The organism is Selenomonas oralis (assembly GCF_051603425.1).
Taxonomy (GTDB): Bacteria; Bacillota; Negativicutes; order Selenomonadales; family Selenomonadaceae; genus Selenomonas; species Selenomonas sputigena_A.
Window position 1 is genome coordinate 911135 of the sequence record NZ_CP194411.1, and the last position, 18317, is coordinate 929451.

The 18317-nt window shown below is 59.3% G+C and carries 15 protein-coding genes; 6 read left to right on the top strand and 9 right to left on the bottom strand.

Annotation, left to right across the window (positions count from 1 at the left end):
* Nucleotide 1 precedes the first annotated feature (1 nt).
* The 7 genes from ACRTGH_RS04335 to gap all read right to left on the bottom strand — a co-directional run bounded on the left by ACRTGH_RS04335 (nt 2) and on the right by gap (nt 8091).
* Nucleotides 2–1150: a hypothetical protein gene (locus ACRTGH_RS04335; RefSeq protein ID WP_368847982.1), complete on the bottom strand. Its 1149-nt coding sequence runs from the start codon at nt 1148–1150 to the stop codon at nt 2–4.
* Nucleotides 1151–1169: 19 nt separating this feature from the next.
* Nucleotides 1170–2312, bottom strand: coding sequence for a hypothetical protein (locus tag ACRTGH_RS04340; RefSeq protein ID WP_368847981.1), 1143 nt, complete (start codon nt 2310–2312; stop codon nt 1170–1172).
* Between the two features lie 84 nt (nt 2313–2396).
* Nucleotides 2397–3017, bottom strand: coding sequence for a DUF5105 domain-containing protein (locus ACRTGH_RS04345; protein WP_368847980.1), 621 nt, complete (start codon nt 3015–3017; stop codon nt 2397–2399).
* 65 nt (nt 3018–3082) lie between these two features.
* A complete protein-coding gene (gene gpmI, locus ACRTGH_RS04350) occupies nt 3083–4615 on the bottom strand; it encodes a 2,3-bisphosphoglycerate-independent phosphoglycerate mutase (protein WP_368847979.1) in 1533 nt (510 codons plus the stop codon).
* Between the two features lie 193 nt (nt 4616–4808).
* Nucleotides 4809–5561, bottom strand: coding sequence for a triose-phosphate isomerase (gene tpiA, locus ACRTGH_RS04355; RefSeq protein WP_368847978.1), 753 nt, complete (start codon nt 5559–5561; stop codon nt 4809–4811).
* 120 nt (nt 5562–5681) lie between these two features.
* Nucleotides 5682–6899 carry a phosphoglycerate kinase gene (locus tag ACRTGH_RS04360; RefSeq protein WP_368847977.1) on the bottom strand — a complete coding sequence of 406 codons (1218 nt, stop codon included), beginning with the start codon at nt 6897–6899 and terminating at the stop codon, nt 5682–5684.
* A gap of 178 nt (nt 6900–7077) precedes the next feature.
* Nucleotides 7078–8091 carry a type I glyceraldehyde-3-phosphate dehydrogenase gene (gene gap / locus ACRTGH_RS04365; protein WP_368847976.1) on the bottom strand — a complete coding sequence of 338 codons (1014 nt, stop codon included), beginning with the start codon at nt 8089–8091 and terminating at the stop codon, nt 7078–7080.
* Nucleotides 8092–8383: 292 nt separating this feature from the next.
* On the opposite strand from gap, the gene ACRTGH_RS04370 reads away from it, so the two are divergent.
* The 4 genes from ACRTGH_RS04370 to ACRTGH_RS04385 all read left to right on the top strand — a co-directional run bounded on the left by ACRTGH_RS04370 (nt 8384) and on the right by ACRTGH_RS04385 (nt 11178).
* The gene (locus tag ACRTGH_RS04370; RefSeq protein WP_368847975.1) at nt 8384–9592 is read left to right on the top strand and encodes a hypothetical protein; all 1209 of its coding nucleotides are present in this window, start codon (nt 8384–8386) and stop codon (nt 9590–9592) included.
* Between the two features lie 43 nt (nt 9593–9635).
* Nucleotides 9636–10070 carry a Panacea domain-containing protein gene (locus tag ACRTGH_RS04375; RefSeq protein WP_368847974.1) on the top strand — a complete coding sequence of 145 codons (435 nt, stop codon included), beginning with the start codon at nt 9636–9638 and terminating at the stop codon, nt 10068–10070.
* A gap of 200 nt (nt 10071–10270) precedes the next feature.
* The gene (locus tag ACRTGH_RS12250) at nt 10271–10531 is read left to right on the top strand and encodes a hypothetical protein (RefSeq protein WP_488657302.1); all 261 of its coding nucleotides are present in this window, start codon (nt 10271–10273) and stop codon (nt 10529–10531) included.
* Nucleotides 10532–10599: 68 nt separating this feature from the next.
* Complete coding sequence (locus ACRTGH_RS04385; RefSeq protein ID WP_368847972.1) at nt 10600–11178, top strand: GNAT family N-acetyltransferase; 579 nt, start codon at nt 10600–10602, stop codon at nt 11176–11178.
* 17 nt (nt 11179–11195) lie between these two features.
* On the opposite strand, the gene ACRTGH_RS04390 is transcribed toward ACRTGH_RS04385, so the two are convergent.
* The gene (locus tag ACRTGH_RS04390) at nt 11196–11900 is read right to left on the bottom strand and encodes a hypothetical protein (RefSeq protein WP_368847971.1); all 705 of its coding nucleotides are present in this window, start codon (nt 11898–11900) and stop codon (nt 11196–11198) included.
* A 268-nt stretch (nt 11901–12168) separates the two neighbouring features.
* On the opposite strand from ACRTGH_RS04390, the gene ACRTGH_RS04395 reads away from it, so the two are divergent.
* Together ACRTGH_RS04395 and ACRTGH_RS04400 are read left to right on the top strand one after the other, a co-directional pair.
* A complete protein-coding gene (locus ACRTGH_RS04395) occupies nt 12169–13701 on the top strand; it encodes a sensor histidine kinase (RefSeq protein ID WP_368847970.1) in 1533 nt (510 codons plus the stop codon).
* Nucleotides 13702–13704: 3 nt separating this feature from the next.
* Nucleotides 13705–14412, top strand: a complete 708-nt coding sequence (locus ACRTGH_RS04400) for a response regulator transcription factor (RefSeq protein WP_368847969.1) — start codon at nt 13705–13707, stop codon at nt 14410–14412.
* A gap of 111 nt (nt 14413–14523) precedes the next feature.
* On the opposite strand, the gene ACRTGH_RS04405 is transcribed toward ACRTGH_RS04400, so the two are convergent.
* Nucleotides 14524–18183, bottom strand: a complete 3660-nt coding sequence (locus ACRTGH_RS04405; protein ID WP_368847968.1) for a dynamin family protein — start codon at nt 18181–18183, stop codon at nt 14524–14526.
* Between the last annotated feature and the right edge of the window lie 134 nt (nt 18184–18317).

Genomic DNA, 18317 nt, shown 5'->3' on the forward strand with positions numbered 1-18317 from the left:
GTTAAGATGCCCAAGGCGCTACGAGAAGCTCGTTAAGAAATTTTCTCGACTCAATCGGTGCCCAGACCCTCAGAACGCTGGAATAAGCGCAGCTCACCTGAATGGTCTTCGTGCGGCTCGGCTGCACCTGTTCGAGACGGCTTACCATCTCATCGACGAAGATTCCTATGGCCTCTTTCATAGACGCATCGGGCGGCACGCGCTTTCGCACTTCGGCCATTTCCTTTTGCGGAAACGGCTCCATCACGCCAACGGTCAATTCCACTTCCGCAAATTCGCCTTCCCTGCGCAGCGTTCTTGCCTGGACGTCAGCGCGCCCAGTGGCCTCGAGTGTCGCTTCCGCGAGACGAAGCGACTGCTCCTCCGTCAATTCATCGTCAAACTCTTTTTTCCACTTTTGCGCCAAAGACTTCACGGCTGCTTCATGAAAATTCGCCGAAGTAATAAGCTCGCCGAATCCCCAATCCTCCAAGATGCTCAGATCTTGCCGCAGGAAGGCGCGGGCAACGGCCTCGATATCTTTTGCGGGATCCCCCGTCGCATCGCGGCCGGAGGCCAAAGTCATCAGTTCATGGATGAACGCCGGGAGATCCTCGGGCAGCCACACGCCTTTCTCTTCGTCATAGACGCAGCTGACTTGGAGCCGCTTTGTATCGCTCGGCTCAAGCGCCTTAAATGCGGCGATCATGTAATTCTCTACCATCTCCCACATCTCCCAACGATTGCATTGAGGATTGTCGTTCCGCAAGAAGTATGCTATCGCTTTTCTTATATCGATCTGCCGGTGGTCAATCGCTTCAAAAGAGATCTCCACCGTCCTTTTGTCCGCGCCGGCCGCCAAAACCTTCACGCGCGGCTCGCATTTCCCGGCAGCTTCGAGGAAAACGTCTTCCCACCGCAGGATCGATTTCTCCGGCAAAGGACGCCCCATGCGCTCAGAACTTTCTTTCAAAGCCTCGGCTTCCGACCGGCGGATCGCGTCCTTATCGCAGCCGAACTTTTCCAGCGCCGCCGCATCCCCCTTGAGAACCGCCCGCGAAAACTCTTCCATATCCTTTGCCGCATCATCCTGCGGCGCGAAGCCTGCGAGCAGGAGCGCAGCGCAGAGGCACACCACGCTTGCGGCGAGACGAAATACAGCTTTTTTCATCATCCTTCTCCTTCAAGCATCAAAAACCGTCGGCAGCATTGTACAGGGAAATGCCGAATTCCGTCAGGTCTGCGGGATGCCATACGCCCGTGAATGGATTATAAACGCAGTTCACCTGCAAAGTGCCCGTACCGATAACCCTGCGCTGGCGGAGATGCGCGACCAGACGCCGGATATACTCGGCGGTCGCTTCCTCGTCCGAGGCGTAGGAAATCCCGCTCTCCTCCATTTCCCGGGCGATTTTGTCCGGATCCACCTCGCTAAGCCTATCGACCGTGAGCTCGACTGTCGCCTTCTCCCCCACGATCTTCGCCGAGTTCGGCTGCGCCTTGACCTTGCATTGGGCAAAGGAATCAAGATAGGCCTCGGAGGCCTGCCTGGCCTGCTCTTCCGTATATTGGCCGGGCACATCTTCACGGAATCCCCGCTCGAAGCTTTGCAGGAGCGCCTCGCGCAAATCCTGCCAGTCCAATTTGAATTTTATCAGACCCGCTGCATCCTGCTGCAGCCAAGCAGCGGCAAGGGCTTCCATGCTCGTCTCCGGCGCTTCCTTGATGGTTCTGTCGACACGGATTCCCGTAAAGAGCCCGGCGGCTTCTTCGGGACGATCCGGCAGCCAAACACCCCTGGCCTCATCATAGGTGCAGGCAATCCGTCTCGTCATTGTCTGCTTCGTCTCGATCTTTCGGAGGGCTTTGAGAAAGGTTTTCGTCATCCATTCCGCCAGTTCCTCTTTTGTAGGGTTTTTCGGAACGTCTTTCCTTGCCTCGGCAAGCATCTGCTTCTTAGCGAGCTGCTGCATGTCGATTACCTCAAAGGTGACCTCGACCAACGCCTTGCCGCCCGCTTCGATTATGAGCCGCGTTCCGACACGGCTGCGTGCGAACGCTTCATGCCAAGCCCCATAGAGGCGATGAATCTGCTCCGCAGAAAACAGATCGCCCACAGATTCGCGGAAACCGCTCTCAAACGCAGCTTCCTCACCTGCCAGATTCCGTTCCACGCCAAAGGCCTTCAGACTTTTCACATCATCCTGCAATGCAGCTCTGGCAAACTGCTCCATGCTCTTTGCCGCATCCTTCTGCGGCGCAAAGCCTGCGAGCAGGAGAGCGGCGAAAAGGCACACCGCGCTTGCAGCGAGGCGAAACAGCGATTTTTTCATACCATCCTTCCTTTCAAGGAACCCAGGACCCTATATGCAAAAAGCCCAGGGGACTTGCCCCCAGGCTTTTTGTCCACTAAAAAATCAGTCCAAATCTCCTGCCGCCGTCTCAAGAAGGGTCTCGACCGTCTTTTCCATTTCATCCGGCAGCCAGACGCCCTTGGCGCTGTCATAAGTGCAGTTCACCTTGAGGGTTTTCGTGCCGGCCGGCTTGAGCTTTCCAATCTCTTGAACGCATGCTTTTGTGAAGAGCTCCATCGCTTCTTCCGGAGTCATGTCGTCCGTCAGCTGTCCTGCCACAGTCGCACCTACGGCCTCGTGATCCATCTGATCGCTGGAGAGGGTGTCCACCGTCAGCTCTACGGTCGCCTTTTCATCCTTTTTCTCCAAGGTCTTGACCTTGACGCCGCATTGCTTCAAAGAGCCAAAAAACGCCTCGGCAATCCGTGTCGACTGCTCCTTAGAGAATATGCCTTCGGTAGCCGTCTGGAAATTTGTAGAAAACCCTTCAACAAAATTCTTGCGTACCGTGCCTTCTTCCAAGCCGAATTTCTTCAGGCTGGCGGCGTCATCGTTCAGCACGGCCTTGGAAAAAGCATCCATGCTGACTTCCGGCTCTTCTTTCGGACCGCAGCCTGCAGCGAGGAGGGTGACGAGCAAGATGCCGAGGAGAGCGGCAAACGGTTTCCATATTGCTTTTTTCATAGCACATTCCTTTCGGTGACAGAAAAAGGCGGCGGAAAAAGCATGATCCTTCCCCGCCGCAAAACTCACTTCAATTCGACAAGCGGTTTGCCCGTCATCTCCGGCGGGATCTCAAGGCCTGCAAGGGTCAGGAGCGTCGGCGCAATGTCGCAGAGCGCGCCGTCATGGGCCGCTTTCACGCGGTCAGAAACGCAAATGAAGGGCACGGGGTTCGTCGTATGCGCCGTGAAGGGCTGCCCCGTCGCGTGGTCGACCATGCGGTCGGCGTTGCCGTGGTCGGCAATGATGCAGACTTCGCCGCCCATCTTCCGCGCCGCCTCGACGAAGCGTCCGACGCAGGTGTCGACTGTCTCGACGGCCTTGACGGCGGCTTCCATGACACCCGTATGCCCGACCATATCGCCGTTCGCGTAGTTCAGGATGATGAAATCATACTTGCCGGATTCAATGGCGGCGACGACCTTGTCCGTGACTTCGAGTGCGCTCATCTCCGGCTGAAGGTCGTACGTCGCAACCTTCGGCGAGGGTACGAGGATGCGATCCTCACCCTTGTACGGCTCTTCCACGCCGCCGTTGAAGAAGAAGGTGACATGCGCGTACTTCTCCGTCTCGGCGATTCTGAGCTGCGTCATGCCGTGCTGCTCAATGATGGAGCCCAGCGTGTTCTTGATGCTCTCCGGCGGATAGGCGATCTCGACGTTCATACCTTCCTCGTACTGCGTCATCGTCGTAAACGCGAGGCCGAGCCCCTCGACGCGCGGGAAGCCGTCGAACTTCGCATCCGTGAAGGCATGTGTCAGCTCACGCGCACGGTCGGGACGGAAGTTGAAGAAAATGACGCCCTCGCCCTTCTTTATTCCCGCATAGCCGCCGATGACGGCAGGCACGACGAATTCGTCCGTCACTTTCGCCGCGTAAGAAGCCTCGATGGCCTCCTTCGCCGTGGCAGCTTGGACGCCTTCGCCCTTCGCTATGGCATCGTAGGCTTTTTGGACACGCTCCCAGCGCTTGTCGCGGTCCATGGCGTAATAGCGGCCGGAAATCGTCGCGATTTTGCCGATGCCGATTTCCCTGCACTTTTCCTCCAGCTCCTCGAGATAGCCCGCAGCGCTCGTCGGCGGCACATCGCGGCCGTCGAGGAAGGCATGGACATAGACCTCGCGGACGTTCTGGCGCTTCGCAAGCTCAAGGAGCCCATAGAGGTGCTTCTCGTGGCTGTGCACGCCGCCCGGCGATACAAGGCCGAAGAGATGCAGCACGCCGTCCGCCTTTTTCGCACCCTCAATGGCGTGCAGAAGCGCCTTGTTCTCAAAGAACGTGCCCTCGGCAATCGCTTTCGTGATGCGCGTGAGCTCCTGGTAGATGATGCGGCCCGCACCGATGTTCGTATGCCCGACCTCGGAATTGCCCATCTGTCCGTCAGGCAGGCCGACGTATTCGCCGGAGGCCTGCAGCTGTGCGTGCGGATACTTTGCCGTAAGCTCGTCGAGAACGGGCGTCTTGCCCACGGCTATGGCATTCGTCGGATCTTTCGGGTCGCCGATTCCCCAGCCATCCATGATGATGAGCGCAACGGGAGCATTTTTCAAAGTTGCCATAGATCTACCCCTTTCCTATGGAGTTTGTCGTAAATATTGCGGGGAAACGCCGCTATGGAGCGTCTCCCAAAGGGGCGACGCCATATAGAGCGCCGCCCAAACTTTTTCATCTCTTCTCAGGGAAGCGCGGATAAAAGGAAGCCGCCCGAATGTGTGGCGATCGGCAGCTGAATTTATCCGTGCTTTCTCCCCGTCAGAACTTCACAATCGCGCTGAAGTCCTTCGCCTTAAGCGAGGCTCCGCCCACGAGGGCGCCGTCCACATTCGGCTTCTCCATCAGGCCCGCGATCGTCTCAGGCTTCACGCTGCCGCCGTACTGGATGCGGATTTTTTCCGCCGCGTCCTTGTTGAACACCTCAGCCACCGTCGCGCGAATGGCAGCGCAAACTTCTTCTGCCTGCTCGAAGGTCGCCGTCTTGCCGGTGCCGATCGCCCAGATCGGCTCATAGGCAATGACGAGCTTGCCGACCTCCTCGGCGGAGAAACCGTCGAGGGCAGCCTTGATCTGCTTCGTCACGAAGTCAATGTAGGTATTCGCCTCGCGAATCTCCAGCGGTTCGCCGCAGCAGATGATCGGCGTAATGCCCGCAGCATAGGCGGCCTTGGCGCGCTTGTTCACGCCCTCGTCCGTCTCGCCGAAGTACTCGCGGCGCTCCGAATGGCCGAGCACGCAATAGTCAACGCCGATCTCCTTGAGCATCGCCGTCGAGATTTCGCCCGTATAAGCGCCGCTCTTTTCCCAATGCACATTCTGCGCACCGATATGGATGTTCGAGCCTTTGACGGCTTCCGCCACCGCTGCCAGCGCCGTCGCCGTCGGGCAAGCGACGACGTCGACATTCTTTGCGTCCTTCACCAGCGGCATCAGTTCCTTGACGAGCGCCACGCCCTCGGCAATCGTATTGTTCATCTTCCAGTTTCCTGCAATAATCGGTCTTCTGGCCATATATCTTCCTCCTCGATTGTCATTCCATCCCCTGCCGGAGCGCCGCCGCTCCTTCCCCGCGAAAGAGGCGCACACCCCGGCGAAGAACATCATCCGCTTTCTGCCTGATCTGTGCTTGCCTTATTTGTCAGCGATTGCCGCAATACCCGGCAGCACCTTGCCCTCCAAGAACTCAAGCGTCGCGCCGCCGCCCGTAGAGATGTGGGAAATCTTCTCCGAAAGCCCCGTCTTCTTCAGCGCCGCGATGGAGTCGCCGCCGCCGACGATGCTCGTCGCGCCGGCCTCTGTCGCATCGGCGACAGCCTTGGCGACGGCAAGCGTCCCCTTGGCAAACTCGTCGCATTCAAAGACGCCCATCGGTCCGTTCCAGATGATCGTCTTCGCGCCGTTCAATGCCTCGACATAGGCTGCCGAAGTCTTCGGGCCGCTGTCAAGCGCCTGCCAGCCGTCCTCCACCTTGTCGACGTCGACGACCTTCGTCTTTCCCTCGGCCTTGAACTTCGCCTCATCCGCAAGCGGGAACATGTTGGCGACAGCGACGTCGAGCGGCAGGATGACCTTGACGCCCTTCGCCTTTGCCTTTTCTAAAAGCTCCTTGGCGAGATCCATCTTGTCCGGCTCGCAGAGCGAATCGCCGATGGGCAGGCCGCGCGCCGCGTCAAACGTATGAGCCATGCCGCCGCCGATGATGATCGTATCGACCTTCTCGATCATATTGCTGATGACGCCGATCTTGTCCGACACCTTCGCACCGCCGATGATAGCGACGAACGGATGCGCGGGCGCTTCGAGCGTCTTGCCGATGTAGTTGATTTCCTTCTCCATGAGGAAGCCCGCCACCGTCTCGAGGTCAGAGGCAATGCCGACGTTCGAGGCATGGGCGCGGTGCGAGACGCCGAAGGCGTCGTCGACAGCGACATCAGCGAGCGAGGCCAGCTGCTTGGCAAAGCCCGGGTCGTTCTTCTTCTCTTCCTTGTGATAGCGCAGGTTCTCCAGCAGCAGAACTTCGCCGGGCTGAAGAGCCGCCGCGGCCTTCTCCGCCTCGGGGCCTACGCAGTCGGGCGCCCACTTCACATCCTTTTTGAGGAGTTCCGCGAGGTGCTTGACGAGATGCTTCGTCGAGAACTTCTCCTCCTTCGCCTCCGTCGGACGGCCGATATGGCAAGCGAGGATCAGCGCCGCACCGTTGTCCAGTAGATGGTTGAGCGTCGGCAGAGTGCGCACCATGCGCGTATCGTTCGTGATATTCATCTTATCGTCGAACGGCACATTGTAGTCAACGCGTACAAAAACCTTCTTGCCCTTGACGTCGATATCCTTGATGGTTTTTTTGTTCATAAAATAAGAACCCTCCCTTGAAAAGCTCCCGTAAAATAGAACAGAGGCCCGGCCCAAACGCGGCCGGACCTCATGGACTCAGCTGGATTTTCCGGAAAGACGCGCTAGCTTCGCCTTCCTTTTGCTTCACCGACCGCTCTTAGGGATCGCTGATAAAACGAATCTATCGGCACCCCTGTTACTTCAGTTCAGCGAAGTACTTGATCGTGCGAACCATCTGGCTCGTGTAGCTGTTCTCGTTGTCGTACCACGAAACAACCTGCACCTGCGTATTGCCGTCGCCGATCGGGCTGACCATCGTCTGCGTCGCATCGAAGAGCGAGCCGTAGCGCATGCCGACGATGTCGCTGGAGACGATCTCATCCTCGTTGTAGCCGTAGGACTCCGTCGCTTCCTTCTTCATCTGCGCATTGATCTGCTCGACCGTGACTTCACCCTTGACAACGGCGAAGAGCAGCGTCGTCGAACCCGTCGGGGTAGGAACGCGCTGTGCAGCGCCGATGAGCTTGCCCTTGAGCTCAGGAATGACAAGGCCGATCGCCTTCGCAGCGCCCGTCGAGTTCGGGACGATGTTGACGGCTGCGGCGCGGCTGCGGCGCAAATCGCCCTTGCGCTGCGGGCCGTCGAGCGTCATCTGGTCGCCCGTATAGGCATGGATCGTCGCCATGATGCCGCTCTGGATCGGAGCGAGATCGTTGAGGCCCTTGGCCATCGGTGCGAGGCAGTTCGTCGTGCAAGAAGCCGCCGAAATGATCTTGTCCTCCGGCTTGAGGATCTTGTGGTTGACGTTGAAAACGATAGTCGGCAGATCGTTGCCGGCAGGAGCCGAGATGACGACCTTCTTCGCACCGGCCGTCAGATGAGCCGAAGCCTTGTCCTTCGACGTATAGAAGCCCGTGCATTCGAGGACAACATCGACGTCATGCTTGCCCCAAGGAATCTTCGAGGCGTCCGCTTCCTTGTAGATGTTGATCTTCTTGCCGTTGACCGTGATGGAATCCGTGCCGGCCTCCACCTTGTCGGCGTACTCGTACGTGCCCTGCGTCGAATCATACTTCAAGAGGTGCGCAAGCATCTTGGGGTCCGTGAGATCGTTAATAGCTACAACTTCATATCCCGCTGCATCAAACATCTGACGAAACGCGAGACGGCCGATACGTCCGAAACCATTGATCGCTACTTTTACTGCCATTGTAAAATACCCCCTAATCCTTCCCCCGGTTTTTCCCGGCGGCCTGTGCGGCTGGAAACAAAGACCCTTGTCCTAGTCGCGAAACCTATTGGCAAAGGCAATGCCCCTGCCATTTCTGTTCTAATATTACAACAAATCGGGACGGATTGTCAACGGGATTCTATAGCGATACGGCCTATAGGACTTTGCCTGCGTTTTCTTATTGAAATAAAACGAAATGATTGTTATAATAAGGATAAATAGCCTAAAAAGGCAAGAACAACACCCAGCAGGGAAGCAGGGAGGAAACACCATGAGCATTTCTTCGATTTCGGCGAATCCTTACGGCAACGCCACATTCCAGAAAATCAACCAGAACCTCGCCGAGGTCGGCCGTCAAAAGGCCGCAGAGGGATGGCATGCAGCCAAGGAAGTCTCCAAGGCCTCACCCTTCGGCAACGACACGAAGCTCGGCACATCGAAGTTCCAGCAGTCCAACAAGGAAGCGGAGCAGCTGGCGAACCGTTCGATCGCCAACTCTGCCCGCGAAGCACGCTCCTACTACGAGGCTTCGCCCTTCGGCAACGACACGAAGCTCGGCACGTCGCGCTTTCAGCAGTCGAACCAGCAGGCGATCCGGCTGGCGAGCCGCTCCATCGTGAATTCCGCTCGCGCGGCAAAAGCCTACTACGAGGCCTCGCCCTTCGGCAACGACACGAAGCTCGGCACGTCGAAGTTCCAGCAGTCCAACAAGGAAGCGCAGGCTCTCGCCGGCCGCTCCATCGCGAACTCTGCCCGCGAGGCCAAGGCGGTCTACATGGCTTCGCCCTTCGGCAACGATACGAAGGTCGGCTCCTCCAAGTTCCAGAAGTCCAACGAGGAGGCGCAGGCTCTCGCCGCTCGCTCCATCGCAAACTCCGCCCGCGAGGCCAAGGCGGTCTACATGGCTTCGCCCTTCGGCAACGATACGAAGGTCGGCTCCTCCAAGTTCCAGAAGTCCAACGAGGAAGCGCAGGCTCTCGCCGCTCGCTCCATCGCGAACTCCGCCCGCGAGGCCAAGGCAGTCTACATGGCTTCGCCTTTCGGCAACGATACGAAGGTCGGCTCCTCCAAGTTCCAGAAGTCCAACGAGGAGGCGCAGGCTCTCGCCGCTCGCTCCATCGCGAACTCCGCCCGCGAGGCCAAGGCGGTCTACATGGCTTCGCCCTTCGGCAACGATACGAAGGTCGGCTCCTCCAAGTTCCAGAAGGCGAACGAGGAAGCTTTCGTCCTCGCGCAGCAGTCCGCTTCGCGCGCATCGAAAGCGGCAAACGCCGTTTCCAAGTCCTCGCCTTTCGGCAACGACACGAAGGTCGGCTCCTCCGCCTTCCAGCAGGCGAACAAGCGCATCGTACAGACAGCTGCAAGCCATACGCCGTCCGTTCTGCAGCAGGCCAAAGCAGCCTATCTGCGCCAGGTGCAGAACGCCGCTGAAGCAGCCAAGAATCCCACGCGCAATTCCAAGGTCGACATCGGCGCGTAAATACAGGCGAATGAAACGCCGCTGCCAAAAAGGAGGTGTCCCCATGGCGAATGTATTCGATACGGCAAAGTATATTTTGCACAAAACAGGCGAAATCAGCACATGGAAGCTTCAAAAGCTCTGCTATTACGCCCAGGCATGGACGCTCGCCTGGACTGGGAAACCTCTTTTTGCCGAAGATTTCGAGGCATGGCGCAACGGACCAGTCTGCCGACCGCTCTTTCTGCGTCATAAAGGCATGTATTCGGTCACAGAAAACTTGCTGCCGGACGGAAACATCGATGCTTTGACCGAGGATGAAAAGGACAGCATTGATACAGTGCTCTCCTCTTACGGCGCCATGGAGCCTTACCAGCTGCGCGCCCAGACGCACGCCGAAACGCCATGGAAAACAGCGCGCGGCGCATTGGACGAAATGGCTTTCAGCGATTCTGTCATATCCAAGGACGCAATCGGCGCATATTATGGTTCTCTTTGATGAAAAAGAAAAAGCAGGTCAAACAAGCGGGAAGCGTTCTTCCCAAAAAGAAAGTCATCCTCTCCCACAAAAGCAGCAGCGCAAGCTGCCCGATTTTTCTCTTCGATCGCCTCGATAAACAAGGCGCCTTTGCTTTCGATACGAACCGAACGGATTTTAAGCATAAGGATTTTCTCGATAAGATGATCGCCTATTCGCAAATGACATGGTCGGAAATCAGCCGTCAAACACACGATGACGGCAAATCGAAGCATCATTGTCTCAAGGATTCCAAAAAACTTGCCCCAGCAGCCCGCGAACGGCTCAAGGCTTTGCAGCTTGAAGAATTCTCTGACGATCTCTTCTCTTTTGCGCTCAACAACAAACTGCGCATTATCGGGCTGCGCCTTGAGGAACATTTCCACGTTCTATGGTATGACAGCGAGCATCGCGTATATCCCGCCGAGAAAAAACATACATAAGAATTGCCGCATGTACGATGACATGCGGCAGTTTTTTGTCGAATTTGACTGCACGGGAGGCCGTCCCCATGACGAAACAAAGCGACATCTCCCTGCGCGCCGCACACTCGGGCGATGCGGCGCAGCTCTTGGCGATCTACCGCCCCTATGTGCTCCATACGGCAATTTCCTTCGAGTACGAAGCGCCGTCGGAAGACGAGTTTCGCGCACGCATTGAAAAGACGCTTGCACACTATCCCTACATCGTCGCAGAATGCGTGGGCGAAGCGCTCGGCTACGCCTACGCCTCGCCGCTCCATCCGCGCGCCGCTTATGCCTGGGCGGCAGAAAGCACCGTCTACATCCAAGAGGACATGCACGGCGCAGGCCTCGGCAGAAGGCTCTATCTCGCCTTGGAACAGGAGCTTCACCGCATGAACCTCCTCAGTATCAACGCCTGCATCGCCGCCCCGCGCTCGGCGGACGATCCCTACCTGACGGAAAACAGCCTGAAGTTTCACGCGCATATGGGCTATCGCCTCGCAGGGCGCTTCCACCAATGCGCCTACAAGTTCGACCGCTGGTACGACATGGTCTGGATGGAAAAAGACCTCGCACCGCGCGAAACCCCGCCGCAGCCCGTAAAGCCCTGGCGGGGTTTCCTCTAAAACTCTCAATTCAGCCGTCAATCGTCAATCTCGCGATAGAGAACGGAACCCGTCTGGGCATCAAGAATCAGCTTGTACTTCACATTGTTCGCGTAGCACTTCACATTGTAGACGGGCTGGAAAAGCACACGGTTCGGCGCAGGAGCGGCAGCCGCCGTGCCAGATGCTGCACCCGGTGCAGGAGCAGCCGCAGCGCCTTCTGCAGCAGGGGCGGCAGGAGCAGCCAGCGGCTCCGCTGCATCCGGCGGCGGCACAGCAGGAGCAGCCTGCGGCGCCGGAGCCGTCGGTGCAGGCTGCGGTTGAGCCATTCGCCCATCGCCGCGATGATCCTTTCTGTCACGCTTGTCCTTCTTATCTCGATGATCCCCGTCGCGATGATCACCTTCCCGTTTGTCGCCATCGTGCTTCATTCCCTTCGCGCGATTTTCCGTAAGCTCGATCCTGCGGTAGGTGATAGCCGTCTCATCCATGCCGATGGCGTCCGCGACGAGCGTGCGCACCTCGTTCTCCGACAAGAGCGCCAGGCCCTCCTTCTCCGCCTGCGTACGGACCATTTGCGCACGCGCTTCGACGACGCGCGCGTGGGCGGCAGCCTTCCGCTCATACTGCCAATAAGCGCAGCCGCCCGCGAGCATCGCGCCGATGACGGCGACGGCTCCCGCACGCTTGAGATTCTTTGCCGAAAAAATGCCCTTCACCGTTTCTATGATTTTGCTTTCCATGATGATTCCTCCTTCATATCGTTATCACTGCCTGATCTTTCCGCTCTGGGAACACTTCCCTTCGCTTGATCCAAGTATACGGCGGCAAGCTAAAGAAGGTGCAAACAAAGGCTAAACAAAAACGAAACAAAGGGGAAAGCTTCCCGAAATTCAGCGGTTCCCTCATGCACAGGCGAAAATTTCCTGTATAATAAAGGCAGGAAGCACGGACGTCATTATCCGTGCTTCCTATAAGAACGTTGCCTGCAAAATGGAAAGGCGGAAAACCATGCTGAAACTGCGGGACATCTCCCTCAAACATCGCATTCTCATGACAAACATCCTCATGATCGCCCTGCCCGTCGGCTTCCTCCTCCTGCTCGGCGGTCTCCTCTTTGCGGGGCTCAAAACGACGGGCACGATACGGGAAGCCGAGCTCGCGCTCCTTTGGCAGGAAAAGCGAGAGGCTCTTTCCATCCAATTTGCAGCCAGCTCCCTCAAGGCCAAGGCCGACCGCGGCAAGAAAGTGCGCGATATGGAAGAGGACTGCCGCGCCCTTGAAGCATGGGGCATCAAGAGCCTCATCGAGAAAAACGGCGAGATCGTCTATGTGTCGCCGGGAACGCATCCCGACGACATCATCGCGGCTGCAAGAGAACGCGCCGCCGCTCCCGGGCCCTTCCTCATCTGGGATGAGCGCGGCTTCACCATGCTCTACCATGCCCCGAAAACGCGCACCGCCCTCCTCGCGCACGGCGCAGCGCCGTTCCTCGGGCACGGGCACAAAGAAGAGGACGACATGCACGATGCCCTTGAAATCCTCACCTACATCTTTCTCGGCGGCATGGCCGTTGTCATCATCCTCCTCGGGCGCTACCTCGCCCGCCTGCTGTCCGAGCAGATCATCGCACCGCTTGAGGAAATCAGCCGCGCCGCCGATGGGATTCGGGGCGGCGACCTCGACGCCTCGCCCGCTGTCGACACACGCGACGAAATCGGCGCACTCGCCCGCTCCTTCGACTACATGCGCCGTTCGCTCAAGGAGGCAAAAGCGCGGCGCGAAAAATACGACGAGAACCGCAAGGAACTCATCGCGGGCATCTCGCACGACCTTGCGACGCCCCTGACCGCCATCAAGGGCTACGCGAGCGGCATCCTCGACGGCATCGCCAAGAGTCCCGAGAAGGAGCGACGCTATGTCGAGCAGATCCACCGCAGCGCCTGCCTGATGGAAAACATGGTGGAGAACCTCTTCCTCTTCTCCAAGCTCGACCTCAAGAAGATCCCCTTTCATCTTGAAACCGTCTCGCTCCGCGACTACCTCGCCGACTTCACGGCGGAGCGGCGCGACCTCTTCGCGGCACGCGGCCTTTCCATCGCCTTTTCCTCCGACGGCCGCACATGTTCCGCCGCCATCGACCGCACGCAGTTTCCGCGCGTCCTTCTGAACTTCATGGAAAACAGCCTCAAATACCGCCGCGAGGCGAGCCCGGCATCACTCGCCATCCGTGCCGAGGAAAGCGGCGACGCCGTTCTTCTCACCTTCACCGACAACGGGCAGGGCGTGCCGCCCGAATCCTTGGACAAGCTCTTCGACAGCTTCTACCGCACGGACAAGGCGCGCACGGACACGGGCAAGGGCAGCGGCCTCGGGCTTGCCATCGCACGCGAAATCGTCACGGCCTGCCACGGCAGGATATGGGCCGAGACCAATCCCGCCGGCGGCCTCATCCTAAAGATCTCCCTGCCGCGCGCCGAAGAAAACAGCATCCCTCCGGTGACATCTGCAGTACCGGAGAATCCCGCCGAAAGGAAGGTTTGAGCCATGAAACGCATCTTGATCATCGAAGACGATACGGCCATTTCCGAGCTTGAGCGCGACTACCTCGAAGCGAACGGCTTTTCCGCCGAAATCATCGCCGACGGCACTAAGGGCGCGGAGAAGGCTCTCGCTGAGGACTTCGACCTCATCCTGCTCGACCTCATGCTGCCCGGTCTCGACGGTTTCGCCGTCTGCCGTGCCGTCCGACGGGAAAAGGACACGCCGATCCTCATGGTTTCGGCACGACAGGAAGAAATCGACAAGATCCGCGGCCTCGGCCTCGGTGCGGACGACTACATCATCAAGCCCTTCAGCCCCAACGAGCTCGTCGCCCGCGTCAAGGCGCATATCGCCCGCTACGAACGCCTGACAAGGCGAACCTCTGCCGCCGAAGACCATGACTCCATCCTCACAGGCGAGCTCGAAGTCCAGCCCGAAGCGCGCCGCGTATTCAGCGGCGGCAAAGAAGTCAGCCTCACACGCCGCGAATTCGACCTCCTGCTCTTCTTCGTGCAAAATCCCGGCATCACCTTCAGCAAAGACAAGCTCTTCGAGCGCATCTGGGGCCTCGACGCCCTCGGCGACACCGCCACCGTCATGGTCCACATCAACCGCATCCGCGAAAAAATCGAGCCCCGCCCTGCCGAGCCCATCTACATCGAAACCGTCTGGGGCGTCGGCTACCGCTTCCGCAGCAAAGGGCATAAATAAGCACACGAAAAGAACCGCCAAAGGACGAGATGTACCGGCGGTTCTTTTTGTACGTCATTCATTGAAACAGTCCAGCGCTGTCGTCAAGCGACGGCCTTCGGCAAAGGTTTCCTACAATCCCGCGCGAATCTCGCGCAGTTTTGCTGTCGGGAGGCCGCCGGCGAGGGCGGCGCGGTGGCCTTCGTAGTAGCCTTCCGCCTGCCGGCGCACATGCTCCACGGCGCGGCGGAAGACTTCGCGGCTGCCCTCTTCGCTGCGCTCTTTGAGGCGTGCGCCTTCTTTTTCGATATGAGCGGCGACCATGGGGCGCAGTTTTTCTTTGAGAGCCTCGGCCATTTCCTTGCTGCCGCCCTTTTCGAAGAAATGTGCGGGATTCTTGAAAAGGGCGAGCGCTTTCTGAAATTCACGCGCTTCGATATCACGGAAGGCTGTCTGGAAGGACAGCTCCATTTCAAAATCCACGCTTTCCGCCGTGAGGGAAAAACCGCGCTCGTCCTCGGCGAGCCGTGCGCCGAGGGATTGCTGCAGCTCCTTACCGCATTTGGCCAGGAAGCGCTCGAGGCGCACGGAGGTCGCGCGCATTTCCTGCGCGATGTCGAAGCCAATGGCAGCGAGAAGCTCCTCCATGGCTTTTTTGAGGCTCGCCTTGCCGTGTTCCCTGCCGATGGTCGCAGCGTTGAAGCTCCGGCGAAACATATCTTCGTAGCGCAGGAAGATGCGCTCTTCCACATAGTAAAGAAGCTCCGCCTGCTCCTGCGCCACACGCTTTTCGATGGGGACGGGCGACTGGCTTTCCAGCAGTTCCCTGGCCTTCCCTGCGTTTTCTTCGAGTTTTTCGCGCCGCAGCGCTTTTTGCTCCGCACTTTCCTCGCTTTCTTCGATGAGCGTGTCGAGCATCGTTTTCGTGCGCTCGTAATCGCCCTGTGCCGCACGCAGGGCAAGACCTGCGAGGTCATGAAAGACGAAGCGGTAGAAGGCCGTCTCGAACTCCGTGCCGCGATAGCTGCCGCCGAGTTTTTCCCGGAGAACCGCAAGGCTCGACACCGCGTGGAGACGCGGCTTCGTTATGCCAAATCCCTGCAGGTTCCGGCGCACATAGGCGAGCACGGCCTCGGCGTCCTCCTCGCTCTCGGCAAGGTCGATGGCGTTGACGATGAAGAACATCTTGTCCATTTCGAAGGCGTCCTTGACGCGCCCGAGCTGTACGAGAAATTCGCTGTCCGCATGGGAGAAGGCGTGGTTGTAATAGGTGACGAAAAGAATCGCGTCGGACTGCCGGATGAAGCGGAAGGACAAGTCGGTATGGCGCGCGTTGATCGAGTCCGCGCCCGGCGTATCGACGAGCGTGATGCCTTTGCGCGTCAAGGCGCAGTCCGAATAGATCTCGATTTCCTCGATGAAGCAGGCCTTCTCTTCCGTGACGGCATAATCAGCGAATTCCGCCAAGCCGCAGGAGAGCGTCGTGCCCGCCCGTCCCTCGAACGCCGCGCGTCCCTTGTCGTAGGCGCGCAAAAACGCCTGCTGCTGGCGCAGCTCGCTTTCCAGCGCCAGCGCTTCGGCGACGAGCCCGGGCGCTTCGGCGAGATTCGCCGCCTCGTGTCCGAAGGGCTTCAGGGCGCGGTTCAAATCGGCCAGCAGCATGGCCTCGTCCTTGATGTGCACGCGCACGGTTCCATGCGGCCGCTCTTTTGTGACGGGGAGGATTTTCTGTATGACGGCGGTCGTCGGATTTGGTGACACCGGCAGGAGATTTTCGCCCAGGAGCGCGTTGGCAAAGGACGACTTGCCCGCGCTGAACGCGCCGAAGAGCGTCACGAGATAGCCCCGGTTCTCCAGGCGCACCGCGCGTGCAGCCAGCTCATCGGCGAGGCGCTGCAGTCCCGGCACAGGCGCGACGAGTTCGCCTGCCCGCCGCAGCCGCGGCACCCAGCCCGCCAGCTCCGCGCGTGCGGCGTCGGCAGCAGCGTCGGCTGTGCCGGCGGCATCGGCTCCCTGCGCCCCGGCAGCATCGCCGGTCTCGACGCCTGCCGCCGCGCTTGCTGCACGGGGCGCAGCGGCCGGGGCGGCCTCTTCCGCTGTGCGCTCCGCCGCTGCCGGCGTTCCATCGCCGGCGACGATCTCCACCGCAGGCACGACGAGCCGGAACAGCTCATCCCCGCTGCAGTCCTTTTCCTCCTGCGCTGCGAGAAGCGCCGCCAGCTCCTTTTCCTTTGCCTTGATGCGTTTTCTCGCCGCATGATCGGCGGAAAGAGCCGCCACTTCCTCCTTCATCCCTTGGAGCTCCTGCCCGATGGAGGCAAGCCTCTCGCCGCTGCGCTCCGCAATCTGCGCAAAAAGCCCGTCAGCGACAGGCGCCAGCCGCAAACGCGCGCACTCCTTGACCGCCTTTTCCAACGACGCGGTATAGTTCAGCACATAGCTGCCGTCATAGGCCGTATCCGCCCCCTCCTTCTGGCAGGCTTCGAGCACATCCTGCGCAGGGAGCGCCGTGAAGCCCTCGGCAGCGGCAGCAACGGCTTCCGGAGCGATATGGTTGTCACGCGCAAAATCCTTGAGGTACGTCGCCACATGCCAATCGACCTGCAGCCGCACCTTCTCTTCCAGCGCCTGCCAAAGACGGCTGCGCCTGGATTCCTTTTCGGCCGCCGTCTTCCTGCCGCGCCCGAAGAAGCCCACCTTGAACGTCGGCGCGGACGCTTCCAAGTAAAGCCGGGCCAGCTCGCGCACCTCGTAAGGCATCATATAGGCGTTGGCCAGGATTTTCTCGAACCCTTCCTGAAAAGCGGGGCGGCCGTCGCTTCGAAGAAGCGCCGCTTCCTTTTCCAGTGCGCGGCTGCCCGCCCAAAGCGCCTCGCGCTCCGCCGCCGAAAGCCTCTCCAGCACGGCGAGAGCAGGAGCCAGCTCCTTCTCCTCTGCTTTCGCCGCCTGCTGCACGGCGTCGGCGCAAATCTTCTCGAGCGAGCGCGCAATGGATTCCGCGAGAGCCGCCGCGCGGCCGGCAATCGCGTCCTGCAGATAGGCCTGCAGCGCCTTGAAATCGTTATGCGCGTGCGCATCTTCCTTCATCGAGGTGAAGAATATCTTTTCCGGCTGCACGCCCCATGCCGCAAAAGCGTCCTCTACGCCGCGCGCAAAAGCCTCGAAGGAAAGCTCTTCCTCGCGGTGCTTGTCGATCTGGTTCACGACGAGCACGACGCGCTTCTTCGCTTCCGTCAGCGATTTCGCGAAAAGAAAGCTCTCCTCCGACTGGACATGATTGTAATCCATGACATAGAAAATGAGATCCGCCAGATGTATGGCCTCCTCCGTCGCGAGGCGGTGCGCCGCATCCGTCGAATCAATGCCCGGCGTGTCCATCAGGACGACGCCCTCGGGCAGGGCCGCCGTCCGGGTGGAAATCTCGATGCTCTCGATCGCCGTGCCGTCGCGGCAGAACGATTTCACGAGATCATAGTCGTAGGGCGCCAAATAACGGCGCGGCTTTCCCTCGCGAAACCGCGCCTCGGCGTACTCCTCGCCCCGCCGCAGCAGCACGAGGTTCGCACTCGTCGGAATCGGGCTTGACGGCAGGAGCATCGCCCCCAAAAGACGGTTGATCATGCGGGACTTGCCCGCCGAAAAATGGCCGCAAAAAGCCATGCCGAACTCGCCCTTGACGAGCTTCTGCGCGAGCTGGCGCACCTTATGGGCACTCGCCGCATCCCCGCTGCTCTCAAAATACCCATGCAGACGGCGCAGCCGATTCTGCAGGACAACGGTATCCTTTTCCATACATCTCCCCCCGAGGCTCCTTCTTTCCTTCCATTATCATACCACGAACGGCCGCCGCTTTCCATCGTTTCCCATCCCGCCGCAGAACGCGCCGGGACCTGCATTGACAACGGCGCAGGCATGTCCTATGATGA